Source organism: Rhodococcus triatomae, from assembly GCF_014217785.1.
Lineage (GTDB): Bacteria > Actinomycetota > Actinomycetes > Mycobacteriales > Mycobacteriaceae > Rhodococcus_F > Rhodococcus_F triatomae.
This window is the reverse complement of sequence record NZ_CP048814.1, coordinates 1,298,132-1,313,011: the sequence shown is the minus strand read 5'-3', so window position 1 is coordinate 1,313,011 and position 14,880 is coordinate 1,298,132. Positions and strand designations below refer to the sequence as shown.

Here is a 14,880-nt window from a genome sequence, read left to right as displayed (position 1 = left end):
AGGTGTCCAGGACGGCGTCGGCACCGAGCGTCACGGCGTCCTGATCGGGAGCACCGTCTGCCCGATCCCGTTGTGCCCGATCATCAATCCTCCGAGCACCGGAACTCCCAGTGACCCGAGTCGATCCCGGAGAACATCGAGGATGTTCCAACCGCGGGCGGTCCGGTGCGGCAGAGTCATCGCGTCATCCTCGCGGACGAGTGGTCCCGCGTCGTTCGCCACGCGATGTTCGGATTCCTCACGGACCTGCGGGACCTGCTGGTGTGCCTTAAAAATCCCGAGTGCGAGAAATGTCGACTCTCCTCGGGGCCGGACGTATGTTTTTGCGACCACACCACGCCCCGGGAGTCTGCTCATGCCCCAGTGTTCCAGCTGTCGTAGCTGACAGCTTTCGCATCTCGCTCCGGCTCGTCGCCGGCTGCCGCGACCTCCCGACTCGCGGCACACACTCTCGGCTCTACTCGACCGCGACTCTCGCGGCCTGAAACAAGGAAGAATTTCGATGACTCGTACCCGTTTCACGCGGGCTCTGACCGCTGCCGCTGCACTGCTGACCGCCACCAGCGTGGTGGCGGCCTGCTCCGGTCAGTCACAAGCCACCCAGACCGAGGACGGCAAGACCGTGCTGCGGTACGAGGGTTCCGCCTCCCAGGTCGGGTTCGTCGAGCTGGCCGAGGACCTCGGTTACTTCGAGAACGTCGAACTCGAATGGGTGGGTGACCAGACCAGCGGCCCGCAGAGCATTCAGAACGCCGCGACTGGAGAGACCGACTTCGGCGGGGCGTTCAACGGCGCCGTGCTCAAGCTCGCCGCGGGCGGCGCGCCGATCACCTCGGTCATCTCGTACTACGGGTCGGATCAGGAGACCTTCAACGGCTACTACGTCCTCGAGGACAGCCCGATCCGCTCGGCCCGCGACCTCATCGGCAAGAAGGTCGGCATGAACACCCTCGGCGCGCACCACGAGTTCGTGGTGCGAGAGTGGCTCGAACGGGAAGGATTGACCCCCGACGAGATTCGCCAGGTCGAACTGATCGTGGTCCCCCCGGTCAACACCGAGCAGGCACTGCGCCAGGGCCAGATCGACGTGGGCACTCTCGGCAGTGTGTTCCGCGACAGCGCCATCGAGCGCGGCGGCATCCGCCCGCTGTTCACCGACGAGACGCTCTTCGGTTCGTTCAGTTACGGGACGATCCTGTTCCGGGACGACTTCATCGCGAAGAACGAAGACGCCGTCGCCGACTTCGTCCAGGGCACTGCGCGGGCGATCCGGTGGACACAGACCCAGCCACGGGAAGCGGTGATCGAACGTGCCAAGGAGATCATCGAGAAGCGCGGCCGCAACGAGAACACCGACCTCGTCGAGTACTGGAAGAGCCCCGGAGTCGCGGGCCCCGGTGGAGTGATCACCGAGGAGGAGATCCAGACCTGGATCGACTGGCTCGAGCGCAACGGTGAGCTGGAGCCGGGTGCCACCGCCCCCGGCGACGTCTACACGAACGAGTACAACCCGTACTCCAACGGAACCTATTCGCCCGAGAGCGGACCCGACGGCGAAGCACTGGAGGGCTGAGATGACCGGCACCACGAGCAAACTCAGTATCGAGCACGTCAGCAAGACCTTCCCGATCCGTGGCACCGGTGAGCAGTTGACCGCGATCGAGGACATCGACATCCGGGTCGCCGAGGGGGAGTTCCTCGTCCTCGTCGGCCCCAGCGGCTGCGGAAAGTCGACCCTGCTCGATCTGCTCGGTGGGCTGACGACGCCGAGTACCGGCCGGATCCTCCTCGACGGGGTCCCCGTGTCCGGTCCCGGTCTCGATCGCGGAATCGTCTTCCAGCAGTACGCGTTGTTGCCGTGGCGCACCGCCCGGCACAACATCGAGTTCGGGCTGGAGGCGAAGGGCCTGCCGAAGAAGGAGCGGCGCGAGATCGCCGACCACTACCTGGAGCTCGTCGGGCTGAGCGGGTTCGCGGAGCGGTACCCGCACGAGCTGTCCGGGGGGATGAAGCAGCGGGTGGCGATCGCGCGCAGCCTCGCCTTCGACCCCGAGGTGCTGCTCATGGACGAGCCGTTCGCCGCGCTCGACGCACAGACCAGGGAGTCGTTGCAGGACGAGCTGCTCCGGATCTGGAAGACGACCGGCAAGACGATCCTGTTCATCACGCACGGAATCGACGAGGCCGTGTACCTCGGACAGCGGGTTGCGGTCCTCACCTCGCGTCCCGGCCGGGTGAAGACGTTCGTCGACGTGGACATCGATCGTTCCGGGGAGGACACCCGCTCCTCCGAGCAGTTCCGCGAATACCGCCACCGCATCTGGAGCCTCCTGCACGGTGAGGTCGAGCGCGCCCAGAAGAAGGAGATCGCCCATGTCTAGCGCACTCGCGACCCCACCGGTCGAAGAGCCCACGGTCTCGCCGACGCCGGCCACCGCAGCCCCCGAGCCGCCGGTGGTCCGTGGTGCCGCGACGCGAGCGGCGCTGTGGCGGGTGACCAAGCCCTCGATCGCGATCCTGGCGTTCCTCGGCTTGTGGGAACTCGCACCACGGGTCGGGCTCGCCGACGAGGTCTTCCTGCCGCCGTTCAGTACCGTCATCGACGCGCTCTTCGGTCTCGCGTCCTCGGGTCAGCTGTGGGAACACCTGTCGGCCAGCCTCACTCGCGCCGTCATCGGATTCTCGATCGCCGTCGTGATCGCCATTCCGCTCGGTATCGCCATCGCGTGGTACCGCCCGGTCTCGGAGTTCCTCAGCCCGATCCTCGAGGTGTTCCGCAACACCGCGGCACTCGCGTTGCTGCCGGTGTTCGTCCTCATCCTCGGCATCGGCGAGGAGTCGAAGATCGCGCTGGTGATCTTCGCCTGCACCTTCCCGATCCTGCTGAACACCATTTCCGGGGTGCGCACCGTCGACCCCCTGCTCATCAAGTCCGCCTCCTCGCTCGGCCTGCCTCCCGTGCGGCTGTTCCAGAAGGTGGTGCTGCCCGCCGCGGTGCCGACGATCTTCACCGGTATCCGGATGGCTGCAGCGGCATCCATCCTGGTGCTCATCGCCGCCGAGATGGTCGGCGCGAAAGCGGGGCTGGGATACCTGATCACCGCCTCGCAGTTGAACTTCCAGATCCCCGACATGTACGCGGGCATCGTCGCGATCTCGATTCTCGGGGTCACGCTCAATGCCATCCTCGTCACTATCGAGCGCAGGCTCTCACGGTGGCGTGAGACCAACTAGAAGAGACGGTTCATGACCAAGCAGTTCCACCTCAACGCCTTCCTGATGGGCGTAGGTCACCACGAGGCGGCGTGGCGGCATCCGCGCACCGACGCCCGCCGGGTGCTCGACGTCACGCACTTCCAGGAGTTGGGCCGTATCGCCGAACGCGGCAAGCTCGATTCGGTGTTCTTCGCGGACGGGCTCGCGGTCGGCCCGCGGATCAAGCACAACTCGCAGGCGATCTTCGAGCCCGTCACGCTGTTGTCCGCCATCGCCGTCGTCACGGAGCGGGTAGGGCTCATCGCGACCGCCTCGACGAGCTACGGCGATCCCTACCACCTCGCTCGCAAATTCGCGTCCCTCGACCACATCAGTGGAGGACGCGCGGGCTGGAACATCGTGACATCGGCGGGCGCCGACGAGGCCGCGAACTTCGGTCTCGACGGCATCCCACAGCACCGAGGGCGCTACGAGCGGGCCGAGGAGTTCGTCGATGTCGCGCTGGCCCTGTGGGACAGCTGGGAGGACGGTGCGGTCGTCCTCGACCGCGAGAGCGGTGTGTTCGCGGACCCGGTCAGGGTGCACCCCGTCGACCACGTCGGTGAACGTTTCCGGGTGCGCGGGCCGCTGAACTCGCCGCGATCCGAGCAGGGTCGTCCGCTTCTGGTCCAGGCCGGATCCTCGGAGAGCGGCAAGGAATTCGCCGCCCGGCACGCCGAGGCGGTCTTCACCGCACAACGGTCCCTCGATCAGGGGCAGGAGTTCTACCGGGACCTGAAGGCGAGGGTGGTGCGGCACGGCCGGCACCCGGACGAGTTGAAGGTGCTCCCGGGAATCGTGCCCTTCATCGCGGACACCGAGGAGGAGGCGAAGGCGCTCGAACAGTCCTTCACCGACCTGATCTCGCCGGAGTACTCGCTCCGGCAGCTGTCGACCCTACTCGGCGTGGACCTCACCGAGCACGCTCTCGACGCGCCACTGCCCCCGTTGCCACCGCTCGAACAGATCGAGGGACACAAGAGCCGCTACCAGTTGGTACGTGACCTCGCGGAGAGCGAATCACTCACGGTGCGTGAGCTGATCGCGCGTCTCGGCGGCGGTCGCGGACACCGTACCTTCGCCGGCACACCCGAGCAGATCGCGGACGAATTGCAGGTCTGGTTCGAGCAGGGCGCCGCGGACGGATTCAACATCATGCCCCCGTATCTGCCCGGTGGGCTCGAGGACTTCGTCGACCGAGTGGTGCCGATCCTGCAGCAGCGAGGGCTGTTCCGGACCGACTACGCCGAGACGACGCTGCGCGGTCACTACGGGCTGGCGGAGCCGGGCAACCGGTTCGCCGCGGACGGAGGGCGGCACGCAGGGCGCGACGTGAGCGCATGACGCGGAGTTCGTCACCGCTGCGTCCCTTCTTCGGCACCGTGTTCGTCCCGGCCGCCATCTTCGGGATCGGCCAGGGTGCGGGCGCCCCGGTCATCGCGCTCGTCGCACGCGATCTCGGTGCGTCGGTGGCGGTGTCCGGCCTCATCGTCGCGGCCGTCGGGCTGGGTGCGGTGCTCGGCGACCTCCCCGCGGGCCGTCTCGTGGCGAAGTTCGGCGAGCGTCGGTCGATCATCGGCGGCAGTCTCCTCGGTGCCGCCGGTGTCCTGGTGGCCCTCTTCTCGGTGGCCCCGTGGATGCTCGCGGTCGGCGCGCTGATGACGGGCCTGGCGAATGCGGTCTGGGGGCTGGCGCGGCAGAGCTACCTCGCCGAGGCCGTCCCGATCGAGGCACGGGCCAGGGCGATGTCGGCATTCGCGGCGATGTGGCGGCTCGGGTTCTTCATCGGCCCCCTGATCGGTGCCGGCGTGATCCTCCTTCTCGGCGTGCGCGGCGGTTTCGTCGTGCAGTTCGTCGGAATCCTCGTCTCCGGCTGGCTGATGGCGCGGGTGCCCGACATCCCGCGAGCCGCCTCGGGCAGTGCCACGGGCCCCACTCACGCGACGTTGCCGTCGATCCTGTCCCGCCACCGGCGGTTGTTGCTGACGCTGGGATCGGGGTCGCTGCTCATGGGCGCCGCCCGTGCGTCCCGGGAAGCGGTGCTGCCGCTGTGGGCCGCGCACATCGGACTCGATGCGGCCCAGGTCAGTCTGGTGTTCGCCGTGGGTGCCGCCGTCGATCTGCTGTGCTCGTATCCGGCTGGACGGCTCATGGACAGGTACGGCCGCAGATTCGTCGCGGTGCCGTCCCTGCTCGTTCTCGGGCTGTCCTATGCGCTGATACCTCTGTCCCATGATCTCGTCACGATCATGGCGGTCGCGGTGGTGCTCGGCATCGGAAACGGCTTCGGGAACGGCGTCATCATGACCCTCGGCGCCGACACCGCTCCTCCCGCCACTCGCGCGGAGTTCCTCGCCGCCTGGCGACTGACCCACGACTCCGGCATGTTCGCCGGGCCGTTCGCGGTGGGCGCCCTGGCCGCGGTCGTCCCGCTCGGCGGCGCGATCGTCGCACTGGGCGGATCCGCGGTCCTCGGTGCCGGAATCCTGTTCCGGTACATCCCCCGTTACGTGCCCTGGCCGCCACCGCGTCCGGCCGTGCCGACGGAGCCGGCGAGCAGCCCGCCGGGCCGTTCCACCGCGGAGAAAGCCGCATCACCTCAGGCCACGACAGTGTAGATAGGATCCGGCACATGCGATTCGGTTTGTTCATTCCCCAGGGCTGGCGTCTCGATCTCGTCGGCGTCGACCCCGCCGACCAGTGGGCGACGATGCGTGATCTCGCGCTGCGCGCCGACCGCGGGCCGTGGGATTCGCTCTGGGTCTACGACCATTTCCACACCGTTCCTGCACCGACCGAGGAAGCCACCCACGAGGCGTGGACGCTGATGGCGGCGTTCGCGGCCGTCACCTCGGAGGTGCGGCTCGGTCAGATGTGCACCGCGGTGAGCTATCGCAACCCGGCCTACCTCGCGAAGGTGGCGGCCACCACGGACATCATCTCCGGCGGCCGTGTCGAGATGGGCATCGGCGGTGGCTGGTACGAACACGAGTGGCGGGCATACGGATACGGTTTTCCCTCGGCGGGAACGCGTCTCGGACGCCTCGACGAGGGCGTGCAGATCATGCGGCAGGCCTGGACCACGGGAACGGCCACCCTCGACGGCAATCACTACCAGGTGGACGGCGCGATCGTCCGGCCGCTGCCACTGCAGGACGGCGGCATTCCCCTGTGGATCGCCGGAGGCGGCGAGAAGGTGACACTGAAGATCGCCGCGAAGTACGCCCGATACACCAACTTCGACGGCACCCCGGAGGGCTTCGCCGCCAAGTCGGACATCCTGCGTGAGCACTGCGCCGACGTCGGCACCGACTTCGACGCCATCGTCCGCTCGTCCAACTACAACGTCGCCATCGGGTCCACCGAGGCCGAGGTCGAGCAGCGGTTGATCGATCTCCGGAACCGGTTGACGCCTCACGTGGGGGAGGCTGCCGCCGAGGGTGCACTGCAGGCATTCCGAGGGATGCCCGGTGTGGGCACGCCGGAGCAGATCGTCGAGAACCTCGGCCGGCTGAAGGAACTCGGCCTCGGGTACGGAATCTTCTACTTCCCCGAGGCCGCCTACGACACCTCGGGCATCGAACTCTTCGAGCGGGAAGTACTGCCCGCACTCCGGTGAACCCGGTCAGCGCAACTCGTCCGGCAGTTCGGCGATCGGAAGCACCTGCCGCTGTGCGCGGCTGGTCCGGATCTGCTCGGCCTCGTCGATGCGGGACGCGAGGAACTGCCATTCCACGTCCGGGATCTGTGCCTCGGCGCGGGCATGGACGGCGACGTCGCGTGTGCCCCACTCGACGGGCATCAGGCTGACCATCTCCCAGGTGTCGTCGCGATTGCGCTTGGTGCGGTCGTTGAGCAGGCCCACCGACGGCACCCGGTCGCCGACGCGTGGCCGCTGCTTCGGCCGCACCGGGATGTTGCGGGTCACCAGCGCATAGGTCGGCCCGTGGCCCGGCTTGGCGACGTCGATCAGCGACAGCAGCGTCACCCCGCGGGGATGCACCGTGCCGACGACGGCGGGAACCAGAGGCCCGTTCGCGTACAGGTCCTCGATGCTGCCCACCTTGCGCGGTACCCACAGCACCAGCCAGATACAGGTGAGGGCGGCTGCCGCGACGACGACGCCGAGGATCGTCGACCACAGGTCTCCGACCACGAACAGCACCACCGCCCCGACGGTGAGAGCGAGGGCCACCACGCCGGAGGACACCTGGAGGCGGCGCATGTCCGCGAGGGTCTGATTCACCGACCGGGCATGGCCGTGATCGACGGGGAAATCGAAATGTCGCACACGTCGAAACTATCGGATCGGGAGTGCGGCGTGCCCCGCCAGCCCGGTCGAAGCACTCGAGCAGAATGCACAGAACATCGCAATTGCACGCGAGCATGTTCGGACACTGTGTCCTGCCCCACACTCGACGGAAACCGCGACTCGGTAGACGCGGGCCCGAAACGAGAAGGTGGGCAACGATGCTCGTAGCACTCGGCTTCCTCATGGTCGCCACGTTCATGTATCTCATCCTGGCCAAGCGGGCGACGCCCGTCGTCGGGCTGATCCTCGTCCCGGTCGCATTCGGGCTGGTCGCGGGGGCAGGCACCGATCTGGGATCGATGGTTCTCGACGGGATCGAGAGCCTCGCGCCCACCGCGGCGCTGCTGTTCTTCGCGATCATCTTCTTCGGGATCATGATCGACGTCGGCCTGTTCGATCCGCTGGTCCGACTGATCCTGCGGCTGGTCCGCGACGATCCGGCCCGGCTGGTCGTCGGCACCGCAGTACTCGCGATGGTGGTCTCGCTGGACGGCGACGGGTCGACGACGTTCATCATCACCACGTCCGCGATGCTGCCGCTCTACCTGAAACTGCGGGTCAGCCCGGTGGTCCTCACCGTCGTGGCCGGGCTCTCGAACGCCACCATGAACATCATCCCGTGGGGTGGACCGACCGTGCGTGCGGCGAGTGCCCTCGGCCTCTCGCCGTCCGAGGTGTTCGTGCCGATGATTCCGTCCCTGATCGCCGGCCTCGTCGTCGTCATGCTGTTCTCGGTCCACCTCGGGGTGATGGAGCGACGGCGCATCGGCAAGCTGGTCCTCACCTCGGAGCCGATCCTCGCGGCGGCCGGCTCGACCCGGACACCGACCGGCTCCGCGGGTGGTGACGAGCCCCGCACCGGCGGCGGGTCCGGCGACGCCGGTGGCGGCGAGGTCGGCGAGGTCGGGCAGCTGGCGGGAGGCCTCGACCCGAATCGTGCCACGCTCCGGCCCCGTCTGCTGCCGTTCAATGCGGGACTCACCGCCGTACTGCTGGTGGTGCTCGGGCTCGACATCCTCCCGATCCCGGTGCTGTTCATGATCGCCGCGGGCATCGCCCTGGCCGTGAACTTCCCCCGCGTCGCCGACCAGTCCGAGGCGATCGCCCGGCACTCCTCGTCGATCGTCTCCGTCGTGGCGATGGTGTTCGCCGCCGCGGTCCTCACCGGAGTGTTCCAGGGGACCGGGATGGTGGAGGAGATGGCCCTGTGGCTCACGGGTGTCATCCCGGACGGACTCGGCCCCTTCCTCGCCGTGATCACCGGCGTCCTGAGCATCCCGTTCACGTTCTTCATGACCAACGACGCGTTCTACTTCGGCGTGCTCCCCGTACTCACCGAGACCGCCGCGCAGTACGGCATCGAGCCGGTGGAGATGGCCCGGGCCTCCATCACCGGCCAGCCGGTCCACATGCAGAGTCCGCTGGTTCCGGCGATCCTGTTGCTGGTGACTCTGGCCGGGGTCTCGCTGGCCGACCACCACCGCAAGGTGCTCTGGCGAGCGGCGCTGGTGTCGATCGTGATGCTCGTCGTCGGCGTCGTCCTCGGCCAGATTCCGTTGGGATAGCCCGGTGAGCCGTGCAGACTGAGGTGATGTGCGACCGGGAGCGAACGTGAGGCTGCGGACCCAGGTCCTCGTGTTGCAGACGGCCGTCGTCGGAGTGGCGCTCGTCGTCGGATACGGGTTCTTCGCCAGCACCACCGAGGGGCGGGTGACCGACGAACACGGTCAGCGCGCACTGGCCGTGGCGCGGTCGGTGGCCGCGGATCCGATGGTGCGCGCGGACGTCGGCCGCCTCGCCGCCGCCGACGACGGGGTGGTCGGCCCGGGAAATCCCGAACTCGTCGACGGCGTCGTGCAGCGCACCGCCGAGTCGATCCGGACCGCCACCGAGTCGCTGTTCGTCGTCGTCACCGACGAGAAGGGGCTGCGGCTGGCGCATCCGGACCCTGCTCTGCTCGGTCTGCGCGTGAGCACCGATCCGGACGAGGCGCTGGCAGGGCGTGAGGTCGTGGTCCGCGAACGGGGGACACTCGGGGACTCGGTGCGGGCGAAGGTGCCGGTCACCGATCCCGGCAGCGGAGCCGTCGTCGGCGAGGTCAGCGTCGGGGTGTCCACCGAGCAGGTGCGCGCGGATCTGTGGTCCGACCTGCGCTGGACGGCACTGGTCGCCGGGCTGGCGCTGCTCGCCGGCATCGTCGGGTCGGCGTTGCTCGCCGCCCGCTGGAAGCGCCTGACGCTGGGGCTGGAACCGGAGCAGCTCGCCCAGATGGTCCGCGAGCAGGAGGCCGTCCTGCACGGGCTCGGCGAGGGGGTCGTCGGTGAGGACGGCGACGGCACGGTCACGGTGGCGACGGCGGAGGCGGTCCGCCTGCTGCAACTCCACGGTGGTCCGGGCGACGACGTCGACGAGATCGGGCTGACGCCCCGGCTCCGGGAGGTGCTGCGCACGCTGCCCGACGAGCCGGTCGCCGCGGCGGTGGGGGACCGGGTCGTCCTCGCGATGGCCAGCCGGGTCGAACGCGACGGCATCGACCTGGGAACGGTGATGTCGGTGCGGGACCGCACGGACGTCCAGACCCTGACCCGGGAACTCGACGCGGTGCGTTCCCTCGGCGCCGTCCTGCGCGCACAGCGGCACGAGTTCGCGAACCGGCTGCACCTGCTCCACGGGCTGCTGGCCGGCGGCGAGACGGAGGCTGCGGCCGCGTACCTCGACCGACTCGTCGAAGGGGGACCCCTCGGTGAGGACCTTCCGGGCATCGAGACGGTCGAGGACCCGTATCTGCGGGCATTTCTCATGGCGAAGGCCGCGCACGCGCGCGAACGGGGCGTGAATCTGGTGCTCGGTGCGAACACGTGGGTGACGGGCAGTCTGCTCGAACCGGTCGACGTGACGACGGTGGCCGGCAATCTCGTCGACAATGCAGTGGACGCGGCGGCCGCCGGAGAGGCACGGCCCGCGGAGGTGGAGATCGAACTGGTCGAGCACGCCGGCGATCTGATCGTCACCGTGGCCGACACCGGCCCGGGCCTCGAGGTGGACGAGCCGGACGACGTGTTCCGCGAGGGGGTGACGACGAAACCCGCCGGAGATCGCCCGGGTGGCCGCGGTATCGGGCTCGCGTTGAGCCGGCAGCTGGCCCGCCGGTACGACGGCGACGTCGTCGTCGGCGACCCCGGCGGGAGGCGTACCGGCGACAATCCCACGGGCGGCGCGGTATTCGTGGCGACGCTACGGAACGTGTGCGAAGGAGGGACGGCATGAGTGGCGCCGAACTGGCCGTGCTGGTGGTGGACGACGACTTCCGGGTCGCCGAACTGCACGCCGGAACAGCCTCGGCGGTCATCGGCTTCCGGGTCGTCGCCACGGTGGGCACCCTGGACGCCGCACGCGCGGCGGTCGAGGAGCACGCGGTCGATCTCGCGCTCGTCGACGTCTATCTTCCGGACGGCTCGGGAATCGATTTCGTTCGCGAATTACGCTGCGATGCCTTCGTTCTGGGCGCGGCGACGGAGGGACGTGCGGTCCGGGACGCCATGGCGGCAGGTGCGCTGGTGTATCTGGTCAAACCGTTCACCAATACCGAACTGGCACGCCGACTCGGTGCCTATGCGCACTACCGCCGCATCGTCGACGCCGCCGAACTCGATCAGGGACGGATCGACAGTGCCGTCGCCGCTCTCCGGTCGGCTCCACCGCGGGAAGCGTCCCCGCAGCAGTCCGTCACGCGCCGGAAGATCGTCGACCTGCTCGCCCGGGCGCCCGAGCCGCTGTCCGCGGCCGAGGTCGCCGCCGCGATCGGCATCTCGCGGGCGACGGCCCAGCGCTACCTCGCCGCGCTGGTCGCGAAGGGACGGCTGCGGATGCAGCTGCGGTACGGCAGCACCGGCCGCCCGGAGCAGGAATACGCGCCCAGCGGCCGGTGACTCACCCGATGGCGGGGCCGAGGAGGTCGTCCGCGTCGGTGATGCGGTACGCGTATCCCTGTTCGGCGAGGAACCGCTGCCGGTGTGCCGCATACTCCGCGTCGAGGGTGTCCCTGGCGACCACCGAGTAGAAGTGCGCCTGGCCCCCGTCCTGCTTGGGGCGCAGGAGCCGCCCGAGCCGCTGCGCCTCCTCCTGGCGGGATCCGAAGGTGCCGGACACCTGAACTGCGACGGACGCCTCGGGCAGATCGATGGAGAAGTTCGCGACCTTGCTGACGACCAGCGTCTGGAGCTCGCCGGTACGGAACTTGTCGAACAGCTCCTCGCGTTCCCTCGTCTTGGTCGACCCCTTGATGACCGGCGCGTTCAGCGCCTCACCGAGCTCGTCGAGCTGGTCGAGGTACGCGCCGATGACGAGGGTGGGTGCATCGGTGTGCTTGGCGAGGATCGACTTCACGACCGGGATCTTCGTGTGCGCCGTCGAACACAGCTTGTACCGTTCCTCCGGCTCGGCGACGGCGTAGGCCATCCGCTCCGCGTCGGTCATCGTCACCCGGACCTCGACGCAGTCCGCGGGCGCGATCCAGCCCTGCGCCTCGATGTCCTTCCACGGTGCGTCGTAGCGTTTGGGGCCGATGAGGGAGAAGACGTCCCCCTCGCGGCCGTCCTCGCGGACGAGTGTCGCGGTGAGCCCGAGGCGCCGACGCGACTGCAGATCCGCGGTCATCCGGAACACGGGCGCGGGCAGCAGGTGCACCTCGTCGTAGATGACCAGGCCCCAGTCGCGCGAGTCGAACAGCTCCAGGTGCTTGTACTCGCCCTTGCTCTTGCGCGTGATGACCTGATAGGTGGCGATGGTGACCGGGCGGATCTCCTTCTTCTCGCCCGAGTACTCGCCGATCTCCTCCTCGGTGAGGGACGTGCGGGCGATGAGCTCGCGCTTCCACTGCCGGCCGGCCACGGTGTTGGTGACCAGGATCAGCGTCGTGGCCTTCGCCCTCGCCATGGCGGCGGCACCGACCATCGTCTTCCCGGCACCACAGGGCAGGACGACGACACCGGAGCCGCCGGCCCAGAACGAGTCCGCCGCCATCTCCTGATAGTCGCGCAGTTCCCACGTACCGTCCGCCGAGCCGGGCGTGCTGCCGTCGAAGTCGAGGTCGATCGCGTGCGCCTCGCCGTCGACGTATCCCGCGAGGTCCTCCGCCGGCCAGCCCACCTTGAGCAGCATCTGCTTGAGGCGGCCACGTTCCGACGGGTGGACGATCACCGTGTCCTCGTCGACCTTGGCGCCGAGCATGGGGGCGATCTTCTTGTGCCGCGTGACCTCGGTGAGAACCGCGCGATCCAGACTGACCAGGGTCAGGCCGTGTGCGGGGTTCTTCACGAGCTGGAGGCGGCCGTACCGTGCCATCGTGTCGACGATGTCCACCAGCAACGGCTGGGGCACCGCGAACCGGGAGAACGTGACCAGCGCGTCCACGACCTGTTCCGCGTCGTGCCCGGCGGCGCGCGCGTTCCAGAGCGCGAGCGGGGTGATGCGGTAGGTGTGGACGTGTTCGGGTGCCCGCTCGAGTTCGGCGAAGGGGGCGATGGCCTGGCGGGCGTCGTTCGCGTGCTCGTGATCGACTTCCAACAGCAGGGTCTTGTCGGATTGCACGATCAACGGTCCGTCGGTCACGGATACCTCCTCGTCGGGGCCGGGTGCGGCCAGCCTTTCCATTCTGCTCGTGACATGGGTGACTGCGCCACGTCGTCGTTGTCTCAACACCGCACGACGGAGTTTTATTCAGCGCTAGCGAGTCCGTTGACCAGGGTATTCACCGCCGATACGGTCGCCGTACCCAGGTGGAGTGGCGCGGGCAGTGTGAACGTGATCATGGTCCGCCCTGGTGCAGGTCCACGGCGAGCGACGTTCACGGAAGGGGATCCGATGCGGACCGATCGCGTCCCGGGTCGCTCCCGGGTACCCGGTGCCAGTGCCGGGACCGTCCTGCGTGCCGTCCTGGACCGTGGGCCCATCGCCCGGAGCACCGTCGCCCGGATCACCGGTCTCTCGCCGGCGACCGTCTCCACGGCGAGCAGCCATCTCCTCGGTCACGGCCTGCTCCGCGAACTCCCCGAGATCGCCGGACCCAGCGGCCTCGGCCGTCCTCATGTCCCCGTCGCGCTCGACGAGAACCGCTACCTCGTCTACGGCATCCATCTGGCCTTCACCCACGTCACCACCGCCCTGGTGAACCTGCGCGGCGAGGTCCTCGCGAGCAGGCGCGCCGAGCACACCGGTCGCGGACCGGCGCAGGTCCTCGCGGACGCCGTCGAGTCGCTGGACGGACTGGCCGACGAACTCGACCACCCGCACACCGCGATCGGGATCGGGTTCGCCGCCGGCGGATGGATCGACTCGGCGTCCGGGGTGGTCCGCGACCATCCGATCGCAGCGTGGCGGGGATACCCGGTGCGGACCGATCTCGAGCATCGGACCGGCCTCGCGGCCCGTGTCGACTCGCACGCCCGGGCGCTCGTCGACGCCGAGGTCCTCTTCGGGGACCCCCGCGCTCGCGAGAGTGTGGTGCAACTGTTCGTCGGCAACGTCGTCGATGCCGGCTTCGCCACCGGAGGAGTGGTGCACCGCGGCCCGCACGCTGCAGCCGGTGCCGTCGCGCACGTCCCGCTGGAGGACAGTCACGAGGTATGCGCCTGCGGACGCACCGGATGCGTGCAGGCGACCGTGTCGGACCGGGCGCTCGCGCGACGCGCAGTGGAAGCGGGCATCGTGGCGCGCCCGGTCTTCGCGGACCTGCTCGCCGCGGCCACCGGCGGGAGGCCGGAAGCCCTGGCGCTGCTCACCCGTCGCGCCTACACGGTCGGCGTGGTCGCGGCCCGGCTACTCGATCTCTTCGACCCCGAGGTTCTCGTCGTGTGCGAGCAGGGCGTCAACAATCTGCCCGCCTGCCTCGACGCGCTGCGACGCGGCGTCGCCGATGCGTCCGCGACCTGTCTCGATCCCTCAACCTCGGTGGTTCCCACCAGCTTTCCCGGACGGGCATTGCCGGTGTCGGCCGGGGCGGTCGTCCTCGCCGAGCTCTACCGATCCCCGCTCGACAGCTTCGTGCACCCGCTCGCCGACATCTCGTGACACGCATCACACGCGCCGACTTAATTCGGCAAGACGCAATGTTTACTCAGAATTCCTTGGAATACAAGGTTATTGATGTGAACACCTCGAGGATGCATGCTGCGCGCCGCTCGTGTCGGCGCCCGGGCCGTTGTCGGCTCACCGGCGTTCCCCGCTGTCGTCGCTGACGACCAGCTCGTGCACTCGGCCTGCAGAGCCGAATTCTCTTCTGCCTTCTACTTTCCCGTACTCCCTTCACCGAGGAC

General features: G+C 68.6%; 13 protein-coding genes. 10 read left to right on the top strand and 3 right to left on the bottom strand.

The annotated features are described in order from the left end of the window. Positions 1-30: 30 nt before the first annotated feature. Complete coding sequence (locus G4H71_RS06160) at positions 31-180, bottom strand: hypothetical protein (protein WP_174561815.1); 150 nt, start codon at positions 178-180, stop codon at positions 31-33. Between the two features lie 322 nt (positions 181-502). On the opposite strand from G4H71_RS06160, the gene G4H71_RS06155 reads away from it, so the two are divergent. From G4H71_RS06155 to G4H71_RS06130, 6 genes are read left to right on the top strand one after another with little or no spacing between them, the layout of a single operon-like run. Continuing rightward, a complete protein-coding gene (locus tag G4H71_RS06155; RefSeq protein WP_072736086.1) occupies positions 503-1,573 on the top strand; it encodes an ABC transporter substrate-binding protein in 1,071 nt (356 codons plus the stop codon). A 1-nt stretch (position 1,574) separates the two neighbouring features. Further along, on the top strand, positions 1,575-2,381 hold the full coding sequence (locus G4H71_RS06150) for an ABC transporter ATP-binding protein (RefSeq protein ID WP_072736085.1): 807 nt from the start codon (positions 1,575-1,577) through the stop codon (positions 2,379-2,381). Continuing rightward, positions 2,374-3,234 carry an ABC transporter permease gene (locus G4H71_RS06145; RefSeq protein WP_072736084.1) on the top strand — a complete coding sequence of 287 codons (861 nt, stop codon included), beginning with the start codon at positions 2,374-2,376 and terminating at the stop codon, positions 3,232-3,234. The genes G4H71_RS06150 and G4H71_RS06145 overlap by 8 nt, the downstream gene beginning before the upstream one ends. A gap of 12 nt (positions 3,235-3,246) precedes the next feature. Continuing rightward, the gene (locus G4H71_RS06140) at positions 3,247-4,599 is read left to right on the top strand and encodes an LLM class flavin-dependent oxidoreductase (protein WP_072736083.1); all 1,353 of its coding nucleotides are present in this window, start codon (positions 3,247-3,249) and stop codon (positions 4,597-4,599) included. Then, positions 4,596-5,873 carry an MFS transporter gene (locus tag G4H71_RS06135; RefSeq protein WP_072736082.1) on the top strand — a complete coding sequence of 426 codons (1,278 nt, stop codon included), beginning with the start codon at positions 4,596-4,598 and terminating at the stop codon, positions 5,871-5,873. The genes G4H71_RS06140 and G4H71_RS06135 overlap by 4 nt, the downstream gene beginning before the upstream one ends. A gap of 14 nt (positions 5,874-5,887) precedes the next feature. Further along, a complete protein-coding gene (locus G4H71_RS06130; RefSeq protein WP_072736081.1) occupies positions 5,888-6,874 on the top strand; it encodes an LLM class F420-dependent oxidoreductase in 987 nt (328 codons plus the stop codon). Positions 6,875-6,880: 6 nt separating this feature from the next. Here G4H71_RS06130 and G4H71_RS06125 read toward each other — a convergent pair whose 3' ends face one another. Beyond that, positions 6,881-7,546 (bottom strand): DUF3239 domain-containing protein, encoded by a 666-nt coding sequence (locus G4H71_RS06125; RefSeq protein ID WP_072736080.1) that lies wholly within the window; start codon positions 7,544-7,546, stop codon positions 6,881-6,883. Positions 7,547-7,725: 179 nt separating this feature from the next. Between G4H71_RS06125 and G4H71_RS06120 the strand changes: the two genes are divergently transcribed. From G4H71_RS06120 to G4H71_RS06110, 3 genes are read left to right on the top strand one after another with little or no spacing between them, the layout of a single operon-like run. Beyond that, positions 7,726-9,132, top strand: a complete 1,407-nt coding sequence (locus G4H71_RS06120; protein ID WP_072736079.1) for a CitMHS family transporter — start codon at positions 7,726-7,728, stop codon at positions 9,130-9,132. Positions 9,133-9,178: 46 nt separating this feature from the next. Beyond that, complete coding sequence (locus G4H71_RS06115) at positions 9,179-10,834, top strand: ATP-binding protein (protein WP_185284902.1); 1,656 nt, start codon at positions 9,179-9,181, stop codon at positions 10,832-10,834. Beyond that, positions 10,831-11,496 carry a response regulator gene (locus G4H71_RS06110; protein WP_072736078.1) on the top strand — a complete coding sequence of 222 codons (666 nt, stop codon included), beginning with the start codon at positions 10,831-10,833 and terminating at the stop codon, positions 11,494-11,496. The genes G4H71_RS06115 and G4H71_RS06110 overlap by 4 nt, the downstream gene beginning before the upstream one ends. Before the next feature lies 1 nt (position 11,497). Here the strand turns inward: G4H71_RS06110 and G4H71_RS06105 are convergent, their stop codons facing one another. Next, positions 11,498-13,177 (bottom strand): DNA repair helicase XPB, encoded by a 1,680-nt coding sequence (locus G4H71_RS06105; RefSeq protein ID WP_072736331.1) that lies wholly within the window; start codon positions 13,175-13,177, stop codon positions 11,498-11,500. A gap of 252 nt (positions 13,178-13,429) precedes the next feature. On the opposite strand from G4H71_RS06105, the gene G4H71_RS06100 reads away from it, so the two are divergent. Beyond that, complete coding sequence (locus G4H71_RS06100) at positions 13,430-14,635, top strand: ROK family protein (RefSeq protein WP_072736077.1); 1,206 nt, start codon at positions 13,430-13,432, stop codon at positions 14,633-14,635. Positions 14,636-14,880: the final 245 nt, after the last annotated feature.